Annotated in this window: 18 protein-coding genes; 8 read left to right on the top strand and 10 right to left on the bottom strand. The window is 54.4% G+C overall.

What is annotated here, in order from left to right:
• The 4 genes from GOW48_RS12600 to GOW48_RS12585 all read right to left on the bottom strand — a co-directional run bounded on the left by GOW48_RS12600 (position 1) and on the right by GOW48_RS12585 (position 5,197).
• Complete coding sequence (locus GOW48_RS12600) at positions 1–930, bottom strand: ABC transporter permease subunit (RefSeq protein WP_170355192.1); 930 nt, start codon at positions 928–930, stop codon at positions 1–3.
• 10 nt (positions 931–940) lie between these two features.
• Entirely contained in the window at positions 941–1,864 is a 924-nt protein-coding gene (gene oppB / locus GOW48_RS12595; RefSeq protein ID WP_170754249.1) for an oligopeptide ABC transporter permease OppB, read from the bottom strand.
• A 67-nt stretch (positions 1,865–1,931) separates the two neighbouring features.
• The gene (locus GOW48_RS12590; protein ID WP_170754247.1) at positions 1,932–3,560 is read right to left on the bottom strand and encodes a peptide ABC transporter substrate-binding protein; all 1,629 of its coding nucleotides are present in this window, start codon (positions 3,558–3,560) and stop codon (positions 1,932–1,934) included.
• Between the two features lie 401 nt (positions 3,561–3,961).
• The gene (locus GOW48_RS12585; protein WP_170754245.1) at positions 3,962–5,197 is read right to left on the bottom strand and encodes a lytic murein transglycosylase; all 1,236 of its coding nucleotides are present in this window, start codon (positions 5,195–5,197) and stop codon (positions 3,962–3,964) included.
• A gap of 170 nt (positions 5,198–5,367) precedes the next feature.
• Here GOW48_RS12585 and GOW48_RS12580 point away from each other — a divergent pair, with 170 nt between their 5' ends.
• From GOW48_RS12580 to GOW48_RS12565, 4 genes are read left to right on the top strand one after another with little or no spacing between them, the layout of a single operon-like run.
• On the top strand, positions 5,368–6,330 hold the full coding sequence (locus GOW48_RS12580) for a ubiquinol oxidase subunit II (protein ID WP_170754242.1): 963 nt from the start codon (positions 5,368–5,370) through the stop codon (positions 6,328–6,330).
• Positions 6,327–8,417, top strand: coding sequence for a cbb3-type cytochrome c oxidase subunit I (locus GOW48_RS12575; protein ID WP_170754240.1), 2,091 nt, complete (start codon positions 6,327–6,329; stop codon positions 8,415–8,417). Before GOW48_RS12580 ends, GOW48_RS12575 begins: the two co-directional genes overlap by 4 nt.
• Positions 8,414–9,046 (top strand): cytochrome c oxidase subunit 3, encoded by a 633-nt coding sequence (locus GOW48_RS12570; RefSeq protein WP_170754238.1) that lies wholly within the window; start codon positions 8,414–8,416, stop codon positions 9,044–9,046. The genes GOW48_RS12575 and GOW48_RS12570 overlap by 4 nt, the downstream gene beginning before the upstream one ends.
• Positions 9,039–9,365, top strand: a complete 327-nt coding sequence (locus GOW48_RS12565; protein ID WP_234899478.1) for a cytochrome o ubiquinol oxidase subunit IV — start codon at positions 9,039–9,041, stop codon at positions 9,363–9,365. The genes GOW48_RS12570 and GOW48_RS12565 overlap by 8 nt, the downstream gene beginning before the upstream one ends.
• A 32-nt stretch (positions 9,366–9,397) precedes the next feature.
• Here the strand turns inward: GOW48_RS12565 and GOW48_RS12560 are convergent, their stop codons facing one another.
• Positions 9,398–9,763: a fluoride efflux transporter FluC gene (locus GOW48_RS12560; protein ID WP_170754236.1), complete on the bottom strand. Its 366-nt coding sequence runs from the start codon at positions 9,761–9,763 to the stop codon at positions 9,398–9,400.
• The gene (locus GOW48_RS12555; protein WP_170754413.1) at positions 9,760–10,128 is read right to left on the bottom strand and encodes a fluoride efflux transporter FluC; all 369 of its coding nucleotides are present in this window, start codon (positions 10,126–10,128) and stop codon (positions 9,760–9,762) included. Before GOW48_RS12555 ends, GOW48_RS12560 begins: the two co-directional genes overlap by 4 nt.
• 336 nt (positions 10,129–10,464) lie before the next feature.
• Here GOW48_RS12555 and GOW48_RS12550 point away from each other — a divergent pair, with 336 nt between their 5' ends.
• The 3 genes from GOW48_RS12550 to GOW48_RS12540 all read left to right on the top strand — a co-directional run bounded on the left by GOW48_RS12550 (position 10,465) and on the right by GOW48_RS12540 (position 14,475).
• Positions 10,465–11,940 (top strand): FMN-binding glutamate synthase family protein, encoded by a 1,476-nt coding sequence (locus GOW48_RS12550; RefSeq protein ID WP_331251811.1) that lies wholly within the window; start codon positions 10,465–10,467, stop codon positions 11,938–11,940.
• A 61-nt stretch (positions 11,941–12,001) separates the two neighbouring features.
• Entirely contained in the window at positions 12,002–12,541 is a 540-nt protein-coding gene (locus GOW48_RS12545) for an RNA polymerase sigma factor (protein WP_170754232.1), read from the top strand.
• Positions 12,538–14,475 carry a vWA domain-containing protein gene (locus tag GOW48_RS12540; RefSeq protein WP_170754230.1) on the top strand — a complete coding sequence of 646 codons (1,938 nt, stop codon included), beginning with the start codon at positions 12,538–12,540 and terminating at the stop codon, positions 14,473–14,475. The genes GOW48_RS12545 and GOW48_RS12540 overlap by 4 nt, the downstream gene beginning before the upstream one ends.
• Before the next feature lie 41 nt (positions 14,476–14,516).
• Here GOW48_RS12540 and GOW48_RS12535 read toward each other — a convergent pair whose 3' ends face one another.
• From GOW48_RS12535 to GOW48_RS12520, 4 genes are read right to left on the bottom strand one after another with little or no spacing between them, the layout of a single operon-like run.
• The gene (locus GOW48_RS12535) at positions 14,517–15,167 is read right to left on the bottom strand and encodes an ABC-type transport auxiliary lipoprotein family protein (protein ID WP_170754228.1); all 651 of its coding nucleotides are present in this window, start codon (positions 15,165–15,167) and stop codon (positions 14,517–14,519) included.
• Complete coding sequence (locus GOW48_RS12530; RefSeq protein WP_170724616.1) at positions 15,164–16,480, bottom strand: MlaD family protein; 1,317 nt, start codon at positions 16,478–16,480, stop codon at positions 15,164–15,166. The genes GOW48_RS12535 and GOW48_RS12530 overlap by 4 nt, the downstream gene beginning before the upstream one ends.
• Before the next feature lie 4 nt (positions 16,481–16,484).
• Positions 16,485–17,300, bottom strand: coding sequence for an ABC transporter ATP-binding protein (locus tag GOW48_RS12525; RefSeq protein ID WP_170355179.1), 816 nt, complete (start codon positions 17,298–17,300; stop codon positions 16,485–16,487).
• A 1-nt stretch (position 17,301) separates the two neighbouring features.
• A complete protein-coding gene (locus GOW48_RS12520; protein WP_170355178.1) occupies positions 17,302–18,426 on the bottom strand; it encodes an ABC transporter permease in 1,125 nt (374 codons plus the stop codon).
• A gap of 241 nt (positions 18,427–18,667) precedes the next feature.
• Between GOW48_RS12520 and GOW48_RS12515 the strand changes: the two genes are divergently transcribed.
• Positions 18,668–20,200: an alkaline phosphatase family protein gene (locus GOW48_RS12515; protein ID WP_170754226.1), complete on the top strand. Its 1,533-nt coding sequence runs from the start codon at positions 18,668–18,670 to the stop codon at positions 20,198–20,200.
• Positions 20,201–20,226 lie beyond the last annotated feature (26 nt).

Genomic DNA, 20,226 nt, shown 5'->3' with positions numbered 1-20,226 from the left:
TCAGCGATCCTTTGGGTCCAGAGCGTCACGCAAACCATCCCCGATGAAGAACATCGTGATGATGATGGCGACGTAGAATGTCAGCGGGAACATCAATTGCCACAGGGTGCCATACCCCATGGTTCCCGCCCCTTCCGCGATCAGACGACCCAGCGAGGTGTAAGGTTCTGAAATCCCCAGCCCAAGGAACGAGATAAAGCTCTCGGTCAGGATCATTTCAGGCACCAGAAGCGAGGCATAGACGATCACCACGCCCAGCAAGTTGGGCAGGATATGGCGGTACATGATCGTGAATTCGCTGACGCCTGCGGCGCGGGCGGCCTCGATAAACTCACGGTTTTTCAGGGTCAGGGTTTGACCCCGTACGATCCGAGCCATGGTCAGCCAGCCGACCGCGCCAAGTGCGATGAACAGCATGAAGAAGGATCGACCTGCCACGACTAGCAGCAGAATAATCACCAGAGTTGCCGGGATCGCCAGCAAGATGTCGACAAAGCGCATCATGACGCTGTCGGTCCGGCCACCGATATATCCTGCGGCGATACCATAGCAGGTGCCCACGATTAGCGCCGTGGCCGCCCCGATCAGACCGACTAGCAGCGATGTGGTGGTGGCCTGTATGACGCGGCTGTACAGATCGCGCCCTAGATCATCGACGCCAAAAAAATGCCCCGTCTCAACCGAGGGCATCCCCATGCCGCGGACGTCACCCATGACGTTCCAGTCGATCTCTTCATTGTTCCAGACCGCGAAATAGGGACCGATGATTGTGAACAGAACGATTAGCGCCAGAATGACTAGGCTGGCCATCGCAGCCTTATTGCGCACAAAACGCATCCGCGCGTCCTGCCACAGTGAACGCCCCTGAATGACCGTGTAATCCGTGATATCTTCGGCCAAGTGGGCGGCTTTTTGAGATTTTCCAAGCATGGTTCGCCCCTTAGTACCGGATTTTCGGATCGAACCAGGCATAGGCCAGGTCGGTCAAAAGGTTCACGATGACGGTCAGCGCACCATAGAGGATCGTGACCCCTAAAAGTACCGCGTAGTCGCGTGAAAGGGCCGAGCCGACATAGGCTTGCCCCAGACCTCCGGTCGAGAAATAGATGTCCACGAAGACCGAACCGGTCAGAACATAGACGAAGACCGGGCCCAAATAGGAGACGACGGGCAAGAGCGTCGGTTTCAACGCATGGCGCCAGATCACGGTTCTGGTCGGCAGGCCCTTGGCCCGCGCGGTGCGGATGAAGTTCGAGTTCAGAACCTCGAGCATCGACGAGCGTGTGATCCGCGCGATCGAGCCGACATATGAGGTCGCGAGCGCGATGACGGGCATGATCAGGTATGGCCATTGCCCCCCATTCCAGCCACCGCCCGGCAACCAGCCCAACCACAGGGTAAAGGTCAGGATCAGGATCGGGCCCATGATGAAGTTCGGCAGCGCCTGAGCTGCAATGCCCAGACCGACAGCGAAATAGTCGATCCAGCTATTGTGCTTGATGGCTGCCGCAATCCCCAGGCCTACGCCAATCGTGGTAGCAAACAGGAACGACAGCGATCCATAAGTCAGCGAGATCGGGAAACCTTGGGCGATGATGTCATTCACGTCGCGGTCCTTGAACTTGAAGGACGGCCCGAAATCGAAATGCACCACGATGTTATACAGATAGTCCCAAAGCTGCTTCCACAGCGGCTGGTCCAGCCCATAGCGTGCCTCAATATTGGCCAGAACCGCAGGCGGCAGAGGCCGTTCCGAGGTGAAAGGCCCACCGGGCGCGAAGTGCATCAAAAAGAAACAAGCGACGATCAACAACAAGATCGTCGGAACGGCGACCAACAGCCGCCGGATGATATAGGCAAGCATTTCATGCCCCCAATTATTGGCTGTGCCCCAAAAGCGGTTCATGGGGCACAGCGGGATCTAAAGGTGATTACTCGGCTGTTTTGTAGAGGTTTTTGGAGTACCAGTTTTGCTCTACGTTATTGACCGGCCAGTTCCCCACATCGCTGTCCATCATGTAGACGCCAGCGTAGTGATAGATCGGGATGACGGGGGTCTCTTGCGCGATGATACGCTCGACCTCGGTATAAAGCGGCGCGGCATCGTCCGCGGTTTTGGCAGAGGCCAGCAGTTCATCAACTTTGGCGTTGTTATACTTGCCGTCGTTATAGCCCGAATCCGACTGCAACAGGTCCAGGAAGGTTGAGGCTTCGTTGTAGTCGCCACACCATGCGCCACGGGCCAGATCGAAGTTCTGGTTACCGCGTTCTTCCAGGAACACTTTCCATTCCATGTTGGCTAGCTCGGCGTTCACGCCCAGTTTCTGTTTCCACATCTGGCTCAGCGCCACGGCAACTTTCTTGTGCGCTTCCGACGTGTTGTAGACCATCTCGAAGCTCAGCGGATTGTCTGCGCCATAACCGGCCTCGGCCAGTAGTTCCTTGGCCAGCTCGTCCCGTTCGGCTTGCGACATAGACGCCATTTCGACGTCCGGAACGGTGAAGCCTGCGGTTGCTTCGGGCGCGAAAGTATATGCCTGCGGCTGACCGCCTGCCATGATGTTCTCGGTGATGATCTTACGATCTACGGCAAGCGACAGGGCCTGACGGACATTCGGGTCTTTGAACGCTTCCGGACCACCTTCGGACAGGTTGAACGTGTAGTAATAGTTGCACAGACGCGGGAAGCTGATCGCCTCTTCCGGGTGCTCTTTTTGCAGGCGCGGGAACTGGCCTGCGGGCACTTCGGTGCGGTCCAGCTCACCGGCCAGATAGCGGGTCAGGGCCACGTTTTCGTCGTTGATGACCAAGGCCACGACTTTTTCGATAATCGTGTTGTCGTTGTCCCAGTACATCTCGTTGCGCTCGCGAACCGAGCGTTCCTGCGGCAGATGCTCGGTCAAAACATAAGCACCGTTCGACACGATGTTGCCGGGCTTGGTCCAGGCGTCGCCGAACTCCTCAATCACTTTCTGCGGGGCAGGGAAGGTGGTCGCATGCGTGGTCATCTGCGGGAAATAGGACAGCGGTGCGCTCAGCTTTACTTCCAGCGTGTGGTCGTCGATGGCTTTGACGGCCAGATCGTCAACCGGCTTTTCGCCTGCGATAATTTCAGACGCGTTTTCGATCGACATCAGCTCCATGTACCACGCATAGGGCGAGGATAGAGCGGGATCGACGGCGCGTTTCCAGGCAAAAACGAAATCGCCTGCTGTAACCGGATCGCCGTTGGACCACTTAGCGTTGTCTCGCAGGGTGAAGGTGTAGACATCTTTGGCGTCATTCGTGGTAAAGCCCGTTGCTACACCTGGAACCAGATTTCCGTCTTCGTCCTGGTTCATCAGACCTTCGAACAGATCGCGGACGATCTCGGCGCCCGAAACATCCTCAACTACCTGCGGATCGACCGAGCTGTGCTCGTCCAGAATGCGATATGTGAACGTCTGGTCATCGGCCAGCGCTTCACCCGTGGTCGGGTGGGTCCCGGCGGCAAAAGCCGCGCCGGTGATCATGGTCGAGGTCAACAGACCTGCTAGCGAAGTTCGAATATATTTGTTCATGTTTGTATTCTCCCGTTTTTGGGGGCGACACACGCATAGCCCGTCAGAGCGGTCGCTGACCTCTCTGATTGTCCGGCTCGGATCGAGCTCGGGACGGGTTCACAGTTTGCTTTGTCAGATCGCAATGAACACCGCGTCGCAGTCTTTCGGTTGCAGTCGGAAACGTGGTTGCGAAAGTCGCCCTTCACTGGGGCTGACGTTGGCATTATTTCAAAAAAGGTTAAAGCCTTTGCCTGCAAATTGGGCAATCTAACGTCAATTGTGAATGAAAACGGGTCCTATCCGGCAATAAAATAATTTAGCGCAGGCGCTTCTTGACACTTTTGTGAAGCTGCTTGGAAACAGGTTGACGCTTTACGCTTGGTAATGGCTCAAGCATAGCCTGTGAAAACAGCGAATCGCTATTTGGCCAGAGTCGCTTTCATTGAAGCCGCGGGGAAACAGGTCGGGATACGGCCAGTTTGTTCCTGCCACCTACCGATAGAACGGCGCGTCTTGAATCCAGGTAAACCATCCGCTCCGCCGACGTCGTTCCCTTGAGCTTCTAATGCTTTCTGCATTGCTACAATGTCTGATCGGTAAAGCGGGTCTATCGCACCCCAACGTCCCTTGAAGTCGCCGATTTGGTACTGGATGCGATCGCTTACGTGGCCGACAAACAGTGCATACAGATCGCTGTTGTTGTATCGCTTCAGCACATAGAAATTTGGTGTAACCAGAAATGCTGGTCCGTTTCGACCAGCAGGCATCATCAGATATCCTTCTTCGGGCAGTTCATGCTGTGGGAATGGTTTCCCCGACACTCGCTGAATGCCCAGTTTAGCCCAATCACGAATAAGTTTACCCTGATCAGGCCCCTCGTTTGCGCAGGACACAGATAGGGGAACCGTGACTTCAAATCCCCAATCGCGGCCCGGCACCCAGCCATGCCGCGCAAGATAGTACCCAATTGACGACAAAGTATCGTCAACCGAGGTCCAGATGTCTGCGCGTCCGTCTCCGTTTCCGTCAACCGCATGTTCAAGATAATTCGAGGGCATGAACTGGGGTTGCCCAAGAGCTCCGGCCCAACTGCTTTTCATCCTACCAGGTGGGGCGTGGCCCGCCTCGGCAATCTCGAGCGCTGCGATCAGTTCTTTGGTGAACAGTTCCGTCCGCGTGCTCATAAACGCTTTGGTAGCCAGAACCTGTATGGCGTCATGCCGGATGGGCACTTGACCGTATCCGCTTTCTCGTCCCCAAATAGCCAACAATATGCGGGCAGGGACACCGGTTTCAGTTTCAACTCGGGCAAGCACCGCGCCATGGCGGCGGGCCATCTTACGCCCAACCGAGGTTGCACCTTGCACTGAGCCAGGGTTGAAATAGCGGGCAGGCGCACCGAATTCGGCCTGTTTCTGTTGCGTCGGCTGCACCCTGTGTGTTCCGGGTGGAACCAGGTCGGGAAGATCCCAGTTGAGCATCACACCGTCAAATGCTCGCTGAAAAGTGTGTTTTGAAACGCCCTTGGCTTTTGCGTTCGGCCATATGGTTTCATCAATCCACGCTTGAAATTGGTGTTCGATGGCAGCGCGGTCCTGAGCCCGCGCAACAGTCGTGCAAAGTAGAAGAGCAAGAAAACAAACAATCCAATGCATTTCCGAATTGTCTCAACCTACGTGGTTCGCAAGTCAATAGTTCGTTTGTATAAGGCAGGGGTTGATCGCAAAGGAATAAGAACAATTTGGGGTTTTGGAAAACTCTTGAGAAATCGCCCGACTCTGTTGATAGTTCAGCCAGACCATATGCCGTAGGAGGGCGAACAGGCGTGGCCCATTTCAGAGTGTCATCCGCTGTGTTGCCAATCGCTGCATTGGTTCTGACCGCGGGGTTGTTTGCACATGTGGCCCATGCTGCCGACAGTTTTCTGGAGCCGCAAGGCCCCATCGCAGCCGTTCAGAAAACACATCTGGTGCGAGCAACGCTGTTGATCCTGATTGCTGTTGTGCCGGTTTTATGCCTCGTACCTTTGATCGCAATCAGGTATCGGAGGCGCAAACAAAGTCAGTCAGCTTATGCCCCGAACTGGGACTTTTCGGCGCGTCTGGAGTTCTTGATGTGGGGCGTTCCGGTCGTGATCGTCGCGGTCTTGTCTTTCTATCTGTGGAAGGCAACTCACCGGTTGGATCCTTATGCAAACTCATTTGGTGAAGCGCCTGCCATCAATGTGCAGGTCGTAGGCTTAGATTGGAAATGGTTGTTTATCTATCCTGACCACGGCATCGCCACTGTGGGAGAGTTCGGGATACCTGTAGGGCAACAAGTCGCGATAACGTTGACGACTGACACCGTTATGCAGTCTTTCATGATCCCTGCGTTAGCCGGCCAGATTTACGCGATGCCGGGAATGACCACTCAACTGCATCTCGTCGCCAACACGCCAAAGACCATGCAGGGTGAAAACACGCAGTACAATGGCAGGGGCTTTACCAAGCAAAAATTCCTGACACAGGCCATGCAGTTGCAGGATTTCGATGCGTGGGTAAACAGCGTGCGAGCCAACGGCATTCCGCTAACAACCGAGACCTATAAAACACTGGCAATGCGCACCGACAGGGACGAAGTTCAGGCTGCGTTGGGCACCGCGACGATGCCTCTGAACGCCTTGTATTTCACACTGGATGACGGCGACTTGTTTCATTCTATTCTGCACCGTTACCACAGCGGTCAACCTTTGTCGGTAGCGCAACAGCCCGGGACCGTTTCATATGGTCAGGAGAGCGGGCAATGACGATTGAGTACAGCGGAATATTCGGCCGTCTGAGTTGGGAATCTTTTCCGATTGCGGGGCTGATCCAGTCTCCGAACGCCAATGAGATTGTCGCCAACGCCGCCGCCGCGATTGTGATAGTCGGAGCAATAGCCGTTATCGGCTTACTGACTTGGTTTCGTCTTTGGGGCCCTCTGTGGCGCGATTGGCTGACGAGCGCAGATCATAAGAAAATCGGCATCATGTACATCGTCTTTGCAATCGTCATGTTGGCTCGGGGCGTTCTTGAAGGTGTTGTGATGCGCGCTCAGCAGGCCGCAGGCCCAGGTGAAGGTTTTCTGGAAGCTGAACACTTTGCCGAACTGTTCAGTACCCATGGCACAATCATGATTTTCTTTGTCGCGGTTCCTTTCGTTTTCGGCATTGCGAATTTTTTGGTTCCCCTGATGATCGGTGCACGAGATGTCGCCTTTCCGGTCATGAACCAGATCAGCCTTGGTCTTACGGTCTCCGCAGGCATGATGCTGATGGTGTCATTGGTGGTCGGAGAGTTCTCGACCGGTGGCTGGACGGCCTATCCACCCTATACTGGTGCAGCCTTTAACCCCGGCGTAGGACCGGACTACTGGATCTGGGCCATTGTTGTGTCGGGTATCGGAACAACTCTGACAGGCATAAACTTCGCGGTAACGATCTATAAATTGCGCGCGCCCGGTATGACCTTCATGCGTCTGCCGATGTATTGTTGGACGATCATCTGCAGCTCGATCCTGATCGTTTTCGCAATGCCACCGCTTGGCGTGGCGGCTCTGATGTTGGCGGCGGATCGATATCTGGACTTCCATTTTTTCACCAACGACCTTGGTGGGAACATGATGAACTATGCCAATCTGTTCTGGCTGTTCGGCCACCCCGAGGTCTATCTGCTGGTCCTTCCCGCGTATGGGATTTATTCCGAGATTTTCGCAACCTTTTCGGCCAAACGACTGTACGGCTACAACTCGCTTGTCATCGCCACGATGTCGATCGCGGTTATGTCGTTCACGGTTTGGCTGCACCATTTTTTCACGATGGGTCAAAGCGCGCTGATAAATGCGGTGTTTGGGATTGCGACGATGCTGATCGCTATTCCGACCGGAGTGAAGGTTTATGACTGGATGGCCACACTGTTTCGGGGCCGAATCCGTTTCTCGGTCCCGATGCTGTATGGCCTCGCATTCCTTATGCTGTTTGTGATTGGCGGCCTCAGTGGCGTTCTTCTGGCTAATCCAACGTTGGATTATCAGGTTCACAACACGCTGTTTCTTGTCGCGCATTTCCACAACGTGTTGTTGCCCGGGGTGTTGTTTGGGTTGCTGGCTGGATACAACTACTGGTTCCCCAAGGCCTTTGGGTTTCGTTTGAACGAAGCTTGGGGGCGACTGACGGTTGTTCTGTGGACAGTTGGGTTCATGTTGACCTTTTTGCCGCTGTATTTCGTCGGTTTGATGGGGATGCCCAGACGGTCTTTCAGTTGGGAGGACCCCAGCTTCCACCCCTATATGATCGTTGCGGCGCTTGGATCACTGGTGCTCCTGTCAGCGTTGCTGGCGGTCGTTGCGCAGTTATGGATCAGTATCAGAGACCGCGAGAAAACACGCGTGCCGGTTGGCGACCCATGGGATGCCCGCACACTGGAATGGTCGACGCCGGCGCCGCCGCCGCCTTACAACTTCGCTATCATCCCCAACGTGACCGAGCGGGATGATTTTGCTGCGGCCAAGGAACGAAATGAAGCTTACCCGCAGCCTGAGGCTTACGAGGATATTTTGCTGCCGCGCAATACCGCGATCGGTTTCGTTTTGTGTGTTTTCAGTGGTGTTTGGATGTTCGCGCTTGTCTGGTGGATCTGGTGGTTGGCCGCGTTGATGAGCGTCCTTATCGTCGTGGCGTTCATCGCCTGGACGTTCCAAACGGACACCGAAGTGGTCATACCGGCCACCGAGGTGCGCAAACAGCATGAAGCATGGCTTGAGATCGTGCGCAATTCGGACCCTGTCAATCGCGACCATGAATGCGCACCTGAAAACCGTGGTCTCGCGCGACCAGATATGGAGGCCACAACATGAAGCGCGCTCCAACCCACAGTTACCCCGGATTGAATCTGGGCCGCAGGCATCCCGAAGCGGACAAGGCCAGTGAAGTCGTCACATTCGGTTTTTGGGTCTTTCTAATGAGCGACCTTGTCTATTTTGGTCTGATGTTCGCGATCTACATCACCATGATAGATGCGCAGGCCGGTGGACCCGGTCCGCATGAGCTGTTCAACCTTAAGAGCATTTTTGCCCAAACGCTCATCTTGCTTACGAGCAGCTTGACTGTGGGGCTGGCGATGCTGGCCTTGAAGTACAACCTGCCACGCTCACGCATTGTGATGTGGTTTGGCGTCACGCTTGTTTTAGGGTTGAGTTTTCTGGTTCTTGAAATGAGTGATTTTATGGCGATGGCTGAAAAGGGAGGCATTCCCCAACGCAGCGGGTTTCTGTCCGCTTTCTATGGCCTCGTTCCACTGCACGGCCTGCACGTTGCTGCCGGTTGCATCTGGTTGATCGTGCTTGGCATCCAGCTTCGCGTTTTTGGTCTGACAGACCTGCTTATGTCGCGGGTCGTGCGGTTGGCCTTGTTTTGGCATTTCCTGGACCTGATCTGGATCGGGATCATCACGATCGTTTATTTCGGAGGGCTTGCCTATGGATAAGCGCAGCGAAATGCACCGTCGGGAACGCCGCCGTTATCTTATAGGATATGGCGGTTCACTGCTTCTGACCATTTCTGTCTTCTTGGCAGCGTTTGTCTTCGGTATTGCGACCAAGGGCGTTTATTTGACGATTGGATTGCTGGGGCTTGCGCAATTGATTTTACAGCTGGTCTACTTCCTTCACATTGATCGCAGGCGCAGTAGCCGTGAAGATTTGGATCTTGTGTTGTTTTCAACGCTGGTTTTGCTGATCATCATAGTCGGTACAATCTGGATCATGGGAAATTTGGCGGTGCGCATGCACACGTTTCCAATGTAGTGACCAAGTTAGAAACGCGAACTCTTCGGCACTCAAAGCCTCGTCAATAAAAGACCAAATCCAAGCGCTATCCAGCATAAGGCAAGGCTGAGGCATATGTTGCCCGCAGCCAGGGCAAATGTGTTCCTGCGCCGCAACTCCAGCGACTGATAAGCAAAGCTTGAAAAGGTCGTGAAGCCACCGCAGAACCCGAAAACAAGGTGTTTCTGTTCTTCGCTTATCTCAGTTACCCCGCCGAGGTACCCGATCCAGAGGCCCAGAATGAAACTTCCTGCAACATTTACGATCAACGTCGCAAAAGGCAGATCGTGATTGATTTTCAAAGCCACCCATTGGCGCAGGACCGCACCTAGACCTCCGCCTAAACCAAACATTATATGCTGGTAAAATTCGCTCAACACCCGGACCTCGTGTTGAAAACGCGGCGACCTATTGCTTCGCCCGCGAGGGCGGCAATCAGGCCACATGCGATCTCAAGTACAGCAGCCATTGCGGCGTACCAGGGGTTTATAGCGGCCAACATGTCTAAGTCTGCAACAAAAGAGGAAAAGGTAGATAGCCCGCCGCAAAACCCGACAGCGCCAAGGTGCAGGACATGGGCATGTACGCGGTGTCTTATGGAATATAGCCAGCCCAAGACAAAACAGGCGGCAATATTAATCCCGAAGGTTGTTGTTAGGATCCGAATGCCGGGGATCTCTATAGAAAAAGCCTCTCGAAACAACGACCCTGCTGCGCCACCCACGAAAACAGCCAAAAACATCCACGCTGTGGCTGAAACCTTCGGGTGGGTAGATTTTTGGGCCAATGGTTTCGTCCGTTTCAAGCGTGCGAGTTGGATACCGTGTGACTAAAGTAGGATCAACTATGAGCCGACCGTGAAGCCCTGCCCTCAAAATCACCGTCATCTAAATGCACTGATACAATTGCTTGCAATCAAACGCCAAATGCCCCCACGATTTGATCGACCCGCCATCTGATTTGGAGAGCTAGGATGATCGTCCGCAGACTATTTTATTTTCTCAGTTATGTGTGTCTGCCGCTGACGGTTGTTTGGGGACTCTTTTGGCCTCCTGCGCATTGGTTGTTGATATTCTTGGTGCCATATTCAGTGATCGGGCTTTATGACGTTCTGACCACCAAGCACAATGTGCTCAACAACTATCCGGTTCTAGGTCACTTCCGATATATGTTGGAGTTCGTCAGCCCCGAGATACGTCAGTATTTCGTTGAGACCAACGAAAGTGGCCGACCTTTTAATCGTATCATCCGTGGGTTGGTCTATGCCCGCGCCAAGGGGCAGGTGGATACGCAGGCGTTTGGTACGCAATACGATATCCTGACTGTTGGGTATCACCGCGCCAACCACTCGCTCGCGCCCAAACATGTGGATGAAAGTGAAAAGCGTGTCTTGCTGGGTGGCCCCCAGTGCCGCCAGCCCTACAACGCCTCGCGACTGAATGTATCTGCCATGAGTTTTGGTGCCTTGAGCGCAAACGCGATCAGAGCTTTGAATGGTGGCGCTAAGGATGGTGGATTCGCCCATAATACTGGTGAAGGCGGGTTGTCTCCGCACCATTTGGCCGAAGGCGGAGACATCATATGGCAGATTGGAACCGGTTACTTTGGGTGTCGGACGGCCGATGGCGGTTTCGACAAGGACAAATTTGCCGAAAAAGCCGGTACAGAAGTTGTCAAGGCGATTGAAATCAAGCTGTCGCAAGGGGCCAAGCCATCTCATGGCGGTGTGCTGCCTGCCGCGAAAGTTGACGAAGAAATCGCTCAAATCCGGGGTGTGCCGGTGCATCAGGACGTTATTTCTCCGCCGGTGCACTCTGCGTTTGAGGGGCCAACGGGCCTGATGCATTTCGTGCAGCATCTGCGCGAAATATCAGGTGGTAAGCCGGTCGGGTTTAAACTGTGTATTGGACGCCCGTCTGAGTTCATGGCAATCTGCAAAGCGATGCTTGCAACAGGGATTGTGCCGGACTTCATCACCATTGACGGTGCCGAAGGTGGCACCGGCGCGGCCCCGGTCGAATTTACCAATCGACTGGGGATGCCTCTGAACGAGGCTCTGATCTTCGTCAACAATTGCCTGCGCGGTGTAGGGTTGCGGGATCAGATTAGGATCATTTGCTCGGGCAAAGTGGCGACGGGATATGACATGATCGAGAAATTCGCGTTGGGTGCCGATATGTGCAACTCGGCCCGGGCGATGATGTTCGCGATAGGTTGTATTCAGGCCTTGCACTGCAACACAAACAGATGCCCGTCCGGCGTGGCGACCCAAGACCCGATCAGGGGGAGAGCGGTGAACGTACCGCAAAAACGCAAGCGTGTTCAGCGCTACCATGATGCGACTGTGGAAAGCTTTGTAGAAATTCTGGGGGCTATGGGCAAAGAAACCGCCGCCGAGTTGCACCCATCAGATATCCGGCGCCGTACCGCAGATGAGCGTGAGAATTCCTATGCTGATCAATACACGCTGGTGGCTTCCGGTGCCTTCCTTTCAGGTTCCATTCCGGATGAGTATGCGGCTGATTGGGAACAAGCCACATCCGAACATTTCTGATTTTTTTACGAATGCCGCCAAGGATTGACCTTTCAGATGCGTCTTACTCATCGTGATGCGCATGGAAACGTCGGATGAAGACTTGGCTCAAGCCGCGATTGAAGGGGACGCTGAGGCGTTTGCTGCCCTTCTGGAGCGTCACTACGATCGAATTTTCCGTCTGGCCTATCGATTGACCGGCCGCGAGGAACAGGCCGAGGATATTACTCAGGATATCTGTGCCGGTTTGCCGTCCAAGATTGCCGGGTTTCAAGCGCGGTCGAAATTTACCACTTGGTTGTATCGCGTTGTGGTGAACGCCGTCGAGGACACACGCCGCAGGCAGGCGACGCGCAGCAGAGCCGCGCTTGGGTGGGGCGACGTTGAGCAAATGCGCCGCGCCGAAGCAGCCGAGGTAGCGGAAGCCGTCGAGTGGCTGCAAACAGCGATGCGGTTGTTGCCGCTCGACTTGCAGGAGACGCTGGCCCTGACCCTTGAAGATGAGATGACGCATGCGCAGGCGGGTGAAGTATTGGGAGTGTCCGAAGGTACCGTATCATGGCGTCTTGCTGAAATTCGAAAGCGTCTGCGTGCAATGCGACAAGAGGAGTTGGCGCAATGACCGATGATCTTGAGCAGTTGAAGAAAGTAATGGACGTCTCGACCCCCGGTCCAGACGCATCCCGTCGAGCCGCCAATATGAAACTGGCGCAAAAAAACTTTGCGGCGCTCCAAGCATCGTCCGCCCTGGACCGTCCCAATGTCAGGCGAGGCCTATTGGCCCGCGTGACAAAAGGAGCGAAATCCATGTTGAATGCCCTCTCACACCGTGGTCTGCTGACGGCCACGACAGCCGTTGCAGCCGTTGCTCTGGTTGTGATCCTGCCGCAGACTCGTGACTATGTGCCGAAGCCGACGTCTTGGAAACAAGTCCAATCCGATGTCCCACAAAATGTGGTGGCAGAGGCTGAAGACGCTCTCGGTAACAGTGAGCCAGGGTTTGAAGCCCCAGTGTTGGCCGAACTCGCCGCCCCATTGTCCGAGCCGAGAAACCAGCGGGCTACAGACCAGAAATCCGTCGTAGACGGTAATGCCCTGACTGCGGATGAGGGCGGCAGCACGCCACCTGAGCTGTCGCGCCTGCATGGCTTGTCCCTCGAAAGGGATACTGAGGCATTTGCCACTGCCGAAACAAACCCGCTGAAAATTACAGCAGACGATCCCGTGTCCACATTTTCGATCGACGTCGATACGGCCTCATATTCAATCGTTCGGTCGTCGTTGCTGAATGGCAAATTGCCCCCGCGTGATGCGGTGCGTATCGAGGAAATGATAAACTACTTCCCCTACGCCTATCCTCTGCCCGACGGTCAAGCGCCTTTCCGACCTTCGATCACTGTAAGCCCAACCCCTTGGAACGATGGGACTCAGCTTGTCCATGTCGCAATTCAAGGTACGACGCCGGTTGTTGAGGAACGCCCGCCGCTTAACCTTGTCTTTCTGATCGATACGTCGGGTTCGATGCAGGACGCCAATAAACTGCCGCTGCTCAAGAAGTCCTTCCGCTTAATGCTGGCTGAGTTGCGGCCCGAGGATCAGGTGTCCATCGTCACCTATGCAGGCAGCGCTGGACAAGTTTTGGAGCCGACATTTGCCTCTGATCAAGGTAAGATCCTAGCTGCCCTTCAGCGCCTTGAAGCTGGTGGTTCGACTGCAGGGCAGGCCGGCTTACAGCAAGCATATGAAGTGGCGGAAACTATGTCTGCTGAAGGTGAGGTTACCCGAGTCCTTTTGGCGACAGATGGTGACTTCAATGTTGGGATGGCTGATCCCGAAGCGCTGCGGGACTTTATTGCTCGCAAGCGAGACAGCGGAACATATCTCAGCGTTCTGGGGTTTGGGCGCGGCAATCTTGACGATGAGGTCATGCAGACGCTGGCTCAGAATGGGAACGGTCAGGCCTCTTACATCGACACCTTGAGCGAGGCGCGTAAAATTCTGGTCGACCAACTGACAGGTGCATTGTTCCCGATCGCAAATGACGTGAAGATTCAGGTAGAGTTCAATCCCGCTCAGATCGCTGAATACCGCCTGATCGGTTATGAAACCCGAAGCCTCCGACGCGAGGACTTTGCAAACGACAAGGTCGATGCCGGAGATATCGGGGCAGGGCATTCGGTCACGGCGATATACGAAGTGACGCCGGTGGGGTCTGAAGCCATTAGGAACCAACCTCTTCGCTATGCCGACAGCGTGGTGTCCGACGCGTCTGAAGAGATTGGCTACTTGAAGCTGCGCTTCAAAGCACCGGGCTCAGAAGAAAGCCAATTGATCCAGGAACCGATTTTCTCCGGGCAGGGCGACGTGACCGAAGATATTGGTTTCTCATATGCCATTGCAGGGTTCGGCCAGTTGCTACGCCGAGGTGAATATCTAAATGGCTGGTCTTATGATGAAGCCATCGCATTGGCCAGCACATCCCGTGGCGATGATACGTTTGGGTATCGATCAGAAGCTGTGACGCTGATGCGCCTCGCGCAATCGCTTGAACGTTAGTCACAACGGGTGCCGTCCTACGCGGCACCCAATAACCTCTATCAGAAAGACCTAGGGTTGTTGCTGGCGTGGGTGTGTATTCTCCGAATACTCCATTCGACAGCGTCGCGCATGGTCTTGCCCAATGCGACGTCAAAGGCATTGACCAGATCGGGTGTCTGGTCGCTTTCTGAAATGACATATTCTTGAAACGAGTCCGACGCGATGATCTTGTCCTCGAACTCATCGATGATTTTGATATTCATTCTGACTTCGACCCGTACAATTGATGAGCCGTCGGGCTGTTCTACGACGATTCCCTGAAATTCGCGTAGGTCTGGGACTATGACATAGTCCGCGCGCAAACCCACAATGGACCGTCCGACTGCAGCGACTTTTCCGCTGTTTTCATAGCTTTCGACCAGCAGGGATTGAACAATCAAAGGTGCCCGGTCCACCCAACGCGCCCGCGGTAGGTATTGCACCTGAAGCGGTGTAGGTTGCACCGCGATCTGATCCGTATTGACCGCCGCGGTTGCGGTCGGTTCTTCCACTACAATCTGTCGTTGGATTCGTGGCAAGGACGTTGAAAATGTGCTTTTGGGCGTGAGCAAGTAGAGATCGTTCGGTTTAGACGCCTGCGTAAGCGTTCCCAGCCCTGTACAGCCCGCGATGGCCGCAACCGCCAGTAAAGCAAGGAATATCCTGATCATTGGCGAAACTCCGATGCTTGGGTTCCCAGCAAAAAGCGTGCAGGATCGCGTTCGACCTTGTCGACCAACCGATCGAGGCTAACGACAAGCCGTTGGGATTCTTCGATAAAGCGAGTGAATTGGGGCAAGCCAACTCGCATGAAATCAGAAAGTTGACGGCGGTTCTCCTGAACGATGCCGTCAATCGTGCCTAGCAATTCAGAAGCGGACTTTGAAGCACTGAGAACATCAGCTGATATTTCGTCCAGCCGGTCGGTTACCCGTGTGACCGTGTTCGCCACCTGATTGGCTGCGTTACGAATGTCTGCAACCACCTCTCCCACGTCTTCGTTAATCACTCGGTTCGCCGAGTCAAAGGCACGCTCGGCCGAGGTGAGGGTTCCCTTGGCCGCTTCCATCGCACCTGTGATCGTACCAAGGGTTTTGTTTGCATTCAGGAAAGTCTCGGAAACGGTTGCCAGCGCGACGCTGCCTTCATCCGACAGGCCCGACAAGTTCTCAGCCAAAGACGAGGCTTGCTCAATGAATGGTTTGAGATCCTGTTGGATGACCTGATCCGCTGTTTCAAAAGTAACCTTTGCACTGTCCAAGGCAGCAGCGGCGGATTCGGACGCTGTTCTAACGCTTTTTAAAGTGTCCGTACCAGTTTCCAGCGTTGTTTCCGCCGTGTCGGCCAGATTATCAAGCCGTTTTGAGAAAGCAGAAATCTCACGCGCTGCTCCACCCAGATCAGACGACAGGCCTTCAAAGTCTGACAGTGTCTTATCTAGGCGACCAGTGGCCGAGGCGACGTTTTCCAGAATATCCGAAACCGCCTGCCGGTTCTTGTCGTCGACGACCTCATTGATGTCTTCTAGCAACGTTATTGCTTTTTCCATCAGCAGCGGAGCGCCTTCGAATAAGGATTGTATCGCGCTGCGTTTACTTTTAATGAGGCTATCCTGCGGTAGACGCTCGGCTGTGGGCGAACCACCGGTCAGCTCGACATAGCTGACACCTGTTACACCAAGCGATTGTAACTGAGCGATTGTCTCTGTCGTAACCGGGATTTCAGCGTCAACTTCCAGACGAACGCGTACTTTTGAAGGGTCATTTTCATCGAGATTCAGAGAAATCACCTGACCTACCGGCAGGCCATTGTAGCTGACTCCACCAGCAGCGGATAGGCCCGAGACATTTTCGAACAACACATCATAATAAGCGTATTGCCGCGAGATTTCGAATTTGGCGAGCCACAGAAAGAACCCGAAAGCACCAAGTATGCCCGCAAGGGTGAAGGCGCCGATCAAGATATAATTCGCTCGGGTTTCCATGGTTCTACCTGCTTTGCCCTTTCTCTTGCGCTGCGCGCGCCCGAGGGCCGGTGAAATATTCTTGCACCCAAGGATGATCGACTTTGGTCATTTCTTCAATCGGCCCTTCAACCAAAACGCGTTTTTCCGCGAGCACGGCAATACGGTCACAAATGGCATACAGGCTGTCCAGATCGTGCGTGACCATGAATACAGTTAATCCCAGCGCATTTTGCAGTTCTCCGATCAGATCGTCATAAGCGGCGGCTCCGATCGGGTCCAACCCGGCCGTGGGCTCATCCAAGAAAACGATTTCGGGATCCATTGCCAACGCACGGGCCAGCGCAGCCCGCTTGCGCATCCCGCCTGAAAGTTCCGAAGGAAATTTGCCACAACTGAGCTGAGGCAAACCGACTAGGCTGATTTTCAAACTGCCAAGTGCGCACATTAGGCTTTCACTCATACCAGTGTGTTCGCGCAGAGGAGCGATGACATTCTGCAAAACGGTAAGTGACGAAAACAGCGCCCCATCCTGGAATGCAACACCCCAACGCTGTTCAATCCTTCGACGCTCCTGTTCGGGACCGTTCAACACGTCGACGCCCAGAACTTCAATACTGCCAGCTGTAGGTTTGTTCAGCCCGACAATTGTCCTTAGCAGAACGGACTTACCAGTACCTGACCCGCCGACAATGCCCAGTACCTCACCGCGCCAGACGTCCAGATCAAGGTGCTGGTGAACCACCTGCGGCCCAAACTGGTTGGTCAGGTTACGTACCCGAATGACGGCCTCGCGCTGGGTGTCGGCCTGGGTTGTTTTCTGCAGAACGGTTCCGTCCATGTCAGACCCCCATAACCGAGAAGAAGATCGAGAACAAAGCGTCCAGTGCAATAACCATAAAAATGGATTGAACCACAGACGAGGTTGTCCTCTGCCCGACGCTTTGAGCAGACCCCTTGACCTGCAACGCTTGCCAACAGGCGATAACACCGATGACCAGTGCAAAGAACGGCGCTTTGATCATGCCGATCGCAAATTGCCAGATGCCTGTGTTTTCCTTCAACCGCGTCGCGAACATTCCGGGGCTGACGTCGAGGTCGATCCAGCTCATAAGTCCACCGCCAATCAGGGCGGAGATATCGGAAATGAAGCCAAGGATCGGCAACATAATCAGCAAGGCGACCACCCGCGGGATGACCAGAACCTCAATCGGGTCCAGGCCCAAGGTGCGCATGGCATCAATCTCTTCTTGCACTTTCATCGAGCCTATGGACGCCGTGAAAGCCGAACCGGACCTACCTGCCACAATAATAGCCGTCAGAAGGATGCCCAATTCCCGCAAAACCGAGATCGAGATCAGTTCGACTACGAAAATCTCGGCGCCGAACTGTTTCAACTGGGTTGCACCTTGGAATGCCAAAACGACGCCAATCAGAAAACCCATCAAGGCAACGATCGGAATGGCTTTGAAACCGACCTCTTCCATCTGCGAGACCAGAGCCGCCCGCCGTAGCCTGCGTGGGTTCAGAAGGGTCCGGCCTAGTCGGTGCAGCGTCAGGCCAAGAAAGTCCAGCATCGACAGGGTGTCTTTCCACCCGCCCGCCGTCCGTTTGCCGACGCTTTCCACCCAGTCTCCAAAGCTGCGATGGTGAATTTCAGTTACTGGGTCATCGGGGATGCTTTTGGACACAGTCGCAATCAGGTCGGAATAGGCAGGTGACGCACCATGAAGATCAATCTCACCCCCTGCCTTTTGTACCCGGCGGGTCAGATCGGCGACCAGCCATGCGCCGCTTGTATCCATTGCCTGAACGTCTGACAGGTCGACAACGACCTTGTTCCCCGTAGGCGTGAAGGATGTGAATGCGGCTTCTATACTGCTTAGGGTTTGGGTTAGCAGTTCACCCGACACTAGAATGCTGATGCCTTCAGCATCATGGTTCAAATTTACAGTTGGTCGGGTCATGAGCGTATGTGATTTAAAACACGCGTGCGCTGCAACGTATTTTTCGAAAGATTCGGGTTATTCTCTCCTCTCAATAGCGCATGTGTGACAGTTTCAGACGCAGGATTGATCGATCAAGCTGACAAACACGTTTCAAGTCTGATCTTAACTAAGGCCAAGTGTGACGAATCTGTTGCTGCTTGGGTAGAACCCGGACAATGTCCGCATCAAAAGCCAAGCCAGCAGGATCAGAGGAATTGGGATGCAACGCGCCGGGAATGTCCTTTTTATCATTATTGACCAGCTTAGGGCCGATTGTCTGAACGGCGCACTGGCGGGACATGTCGACCTGCCCAACATGCGCGCCTTCATGCAAGAGGCGGTGACGTTTGACAGGCATTTTTCAGTGACCAACCCTTGTGGCCCGTCGCGCGCCTCTATCCTGACCGGGCAATACGCGATGAACCATCGGTCCGTGCGAAACGGGACACCTTTGCGCCACGACACCCCGACCATAGCAAGTGAAATGCGAAAGGCTGGCTATTCGCCTTTGTTGTTTGGCTATACCGACACGACGGCCGACCCTAGGATACACGACCCAAATGACCCTGTTCTTCGGTCTTATGAACAACCCATGGCCGGGTTCGAAGAAGTGGTCGAGATGCGACTAGAAGAGTCTTATCCATGGCGGTCGCACTTGATGAAACAAGGCTATTCCTTTGACAGCTATTGGGATGTCCATTCACCGGTCTCTGAATCCGGTGGGCAGGTCAAACTGAATGACCCAGCGTTGTACGCGGCAAAAGACAGTGACACCGCGTTTTTGACGGATGTATTCCTTAATAGTATGGCGCCGCTTGTTGGGCAGAATTGGTTTGCGCATCTCACCTATATCCGCCCGCATCCACCCCTTGTGGCACCTGCCCCCTACAACAACATGTATGACCCGACGTCGCTCCCTCTGCCTGCCGGGCTTGGGGGCGCGAACAGCGAGGCCGAAGTTCATCCGTTCTTTGCACCTACTATGCAAAAACAGACTGCTGCTGATTTCGTCCTGGGTTTTAAGAACGTTGATCCGACGCCTGAGAATATCCAAATTCTGCGGTCTGTTTATCTGGGGTTGGCGACGGAAGTCGACCACCATATCGGACGGGTCGTCCAGTTCCTGAAGGACAGTGGCCAGTATGACGACACTTTGATCATTATCACTGCTGACCACGGAGAAATGCTCGGAGATCGAAACAGCTGGGGTAAAATGACCGTCTATGATGCGGCCTATCACACACCCCTTTTGATCCGGTTGCCTGGCAATCGAGACCAAGCGGGTTCCGTGATTTCTGCTCCGACCGAATCCATCGATGTTACCCCGACTATTCTCGACTGGATTGGGCAATCCATTCCAAATTCGATGGATGGGCGGTCTCTGCTGCCTTTGCTGCGTGGGAACCTGCCCGAGGACTGGCGCAGCTATTCCTTTAGTGAGCTGGACTTTTCCGAACCTTTGAACCCCACGATCTGGCAGGAACAGCTAGGGACTGATCCCAGCGATTCATCCCTTGGAATATTGCGGGATGACCGCTTTACTCTGGTCGAGTTCGCTGCGGACCTACCTCCTATGCTTTTTGACCACACGGGCCGTGGAGAGTTTGAAAACGTGGCGTTCAACCCCGACTACGCACCCGAACTGACCCGGCTTACGCGCCAAATGTTGCGGCACCGAATGCGCAATATGGACCACACGCTGTCATTATGTGCGGTTACATCCGACGGCCCAAAGTCTCGCTCTAGGCATTGATCGAATTCTGCGTGGCCTTGGGCGCT

The sequence above is a fragment of the Ruegeria lacuscaerulensis genome, assembly GCF_013033355.1.
GTDB classification, from domain to species: Bacteria; Pseudomonadota; Alphaproteobacteria; order Rhodobacterales; family Rhodobacteraceae; genus Ruegeria; species Ruegeria lacuscaerulensis_A.
This window is presented reverse-complemented; position numbering and strand designations above follow the sequence as displayed.

Excerpts from the sequence above, each read along its gene's own strand:
- GOW48_RS12600 (WP_170355192.1), bottom strand. The coding sequence starts at position 930 with ATGCTTGGAAAATCTCAAAAAGCCGCCCACTTGGCCGAAGATATCACG.
- oppB (WP_170754249.1), bottom strand. The coding sequence starts at position 1,864 with ATGCTTGCCTATATCATCCGGCGGCTGTTGGTCGCCGTTCCGACGATC.
- GOW48_RS12590 (WP_170754247.1), bottom strand. The coding sequence starts at position 3,560 with ATGAACAAATATATTCGAACTTCGCTAGCAGGTCTGTTGACCTCGACC.
- GOW48_RS12585 (WP_170754245.1), bottom strand. The coding sequence starts at position 5,197 with ATGCATTGGATTGTTTGTTTTCTTGCTCTTCTACTTTGCACGACTGTT.
- GOW48_RS12575 (WP_170754240.1), top strand. The coding sequence starts at position 6,327 with ATGACGATTGAGTACAGCGGAATATTCGGCCGTCTGAGTTGGGAATCT.
- GOW48_RS12570 (WP_170754238.1), top strand. The coding sequence starts at position 8,414 with ATGAAGCGCGCTCCAACCCACAGTTACCCCGGATTGAATCTGGGCCGC.
- GOW48_RS12565 (WP_234899478.1), top strand. The coding sequence starts at position 9,039 with ATGGATAAGCGCAGCGAAATGCACCGTCGGGAACGCCGCCGTTATCTT.
- GOW48_RS12555 (WP_170754413.1), bottom strand. The coding sequence starts at position 10,128 with ATGTTTTTGGCTGTTTTCGTGGGTGGCGCAGCAGGGTCGTTGTTTCGA.
- GOW48_RS12545 (WP_170754232.1), top strand. The coding sequence starts at position 12,002 with ATGGAAACGTCGGATGAAGACTTGGCTCAAGCCGCGATTGAAGGGGAC.
- GOW48_RS12540 (WP_170754230.1), top strand. The coding sequence starts at position 12,538 with ATGACCGATGATCTTGAGCAGTTGAAGAAAGTAATGGACGTCTCGACC.
- GOW48_RS12535 (WP_170754228.1), bottom strand. The coding sequence starts at position 15,167 with ATGATCAGGATATTCCTTGCTTTACTGGCGGTTGCGGCCATCGCGGGC.
- GOW48_RS12530 (WP_170724616.1), bottom strand. The coding sequence starts at position 16,480 with ATGGAAACCCGAGCGAATTATATCTTGATCGGCGCCTTCACCCTTGCG.
- GOW48_RS12525 (WP_170355179.1), bottom strand. The coding sequence starts at position 17,300 with ATGGACGGAACCGTTCTGCAGAAAACAACCCAGGCCGACACCCAGCGC.
- GOW48_RS12520 (WP_170355178.1), bottom strand. The coding sequence starts at position 18,426 with ATGACCCGACCAACTGTAAATTTGAACCATGATGCTGAAGGCATCAGC.
- GOW48_RS12515 (WP_170754226.1), top strand. The coding sequence starts at position 18,668 with ATGCAACGCGCCGGGAATGTCCTTTTTATCATTATTGACCAGCTTAGG.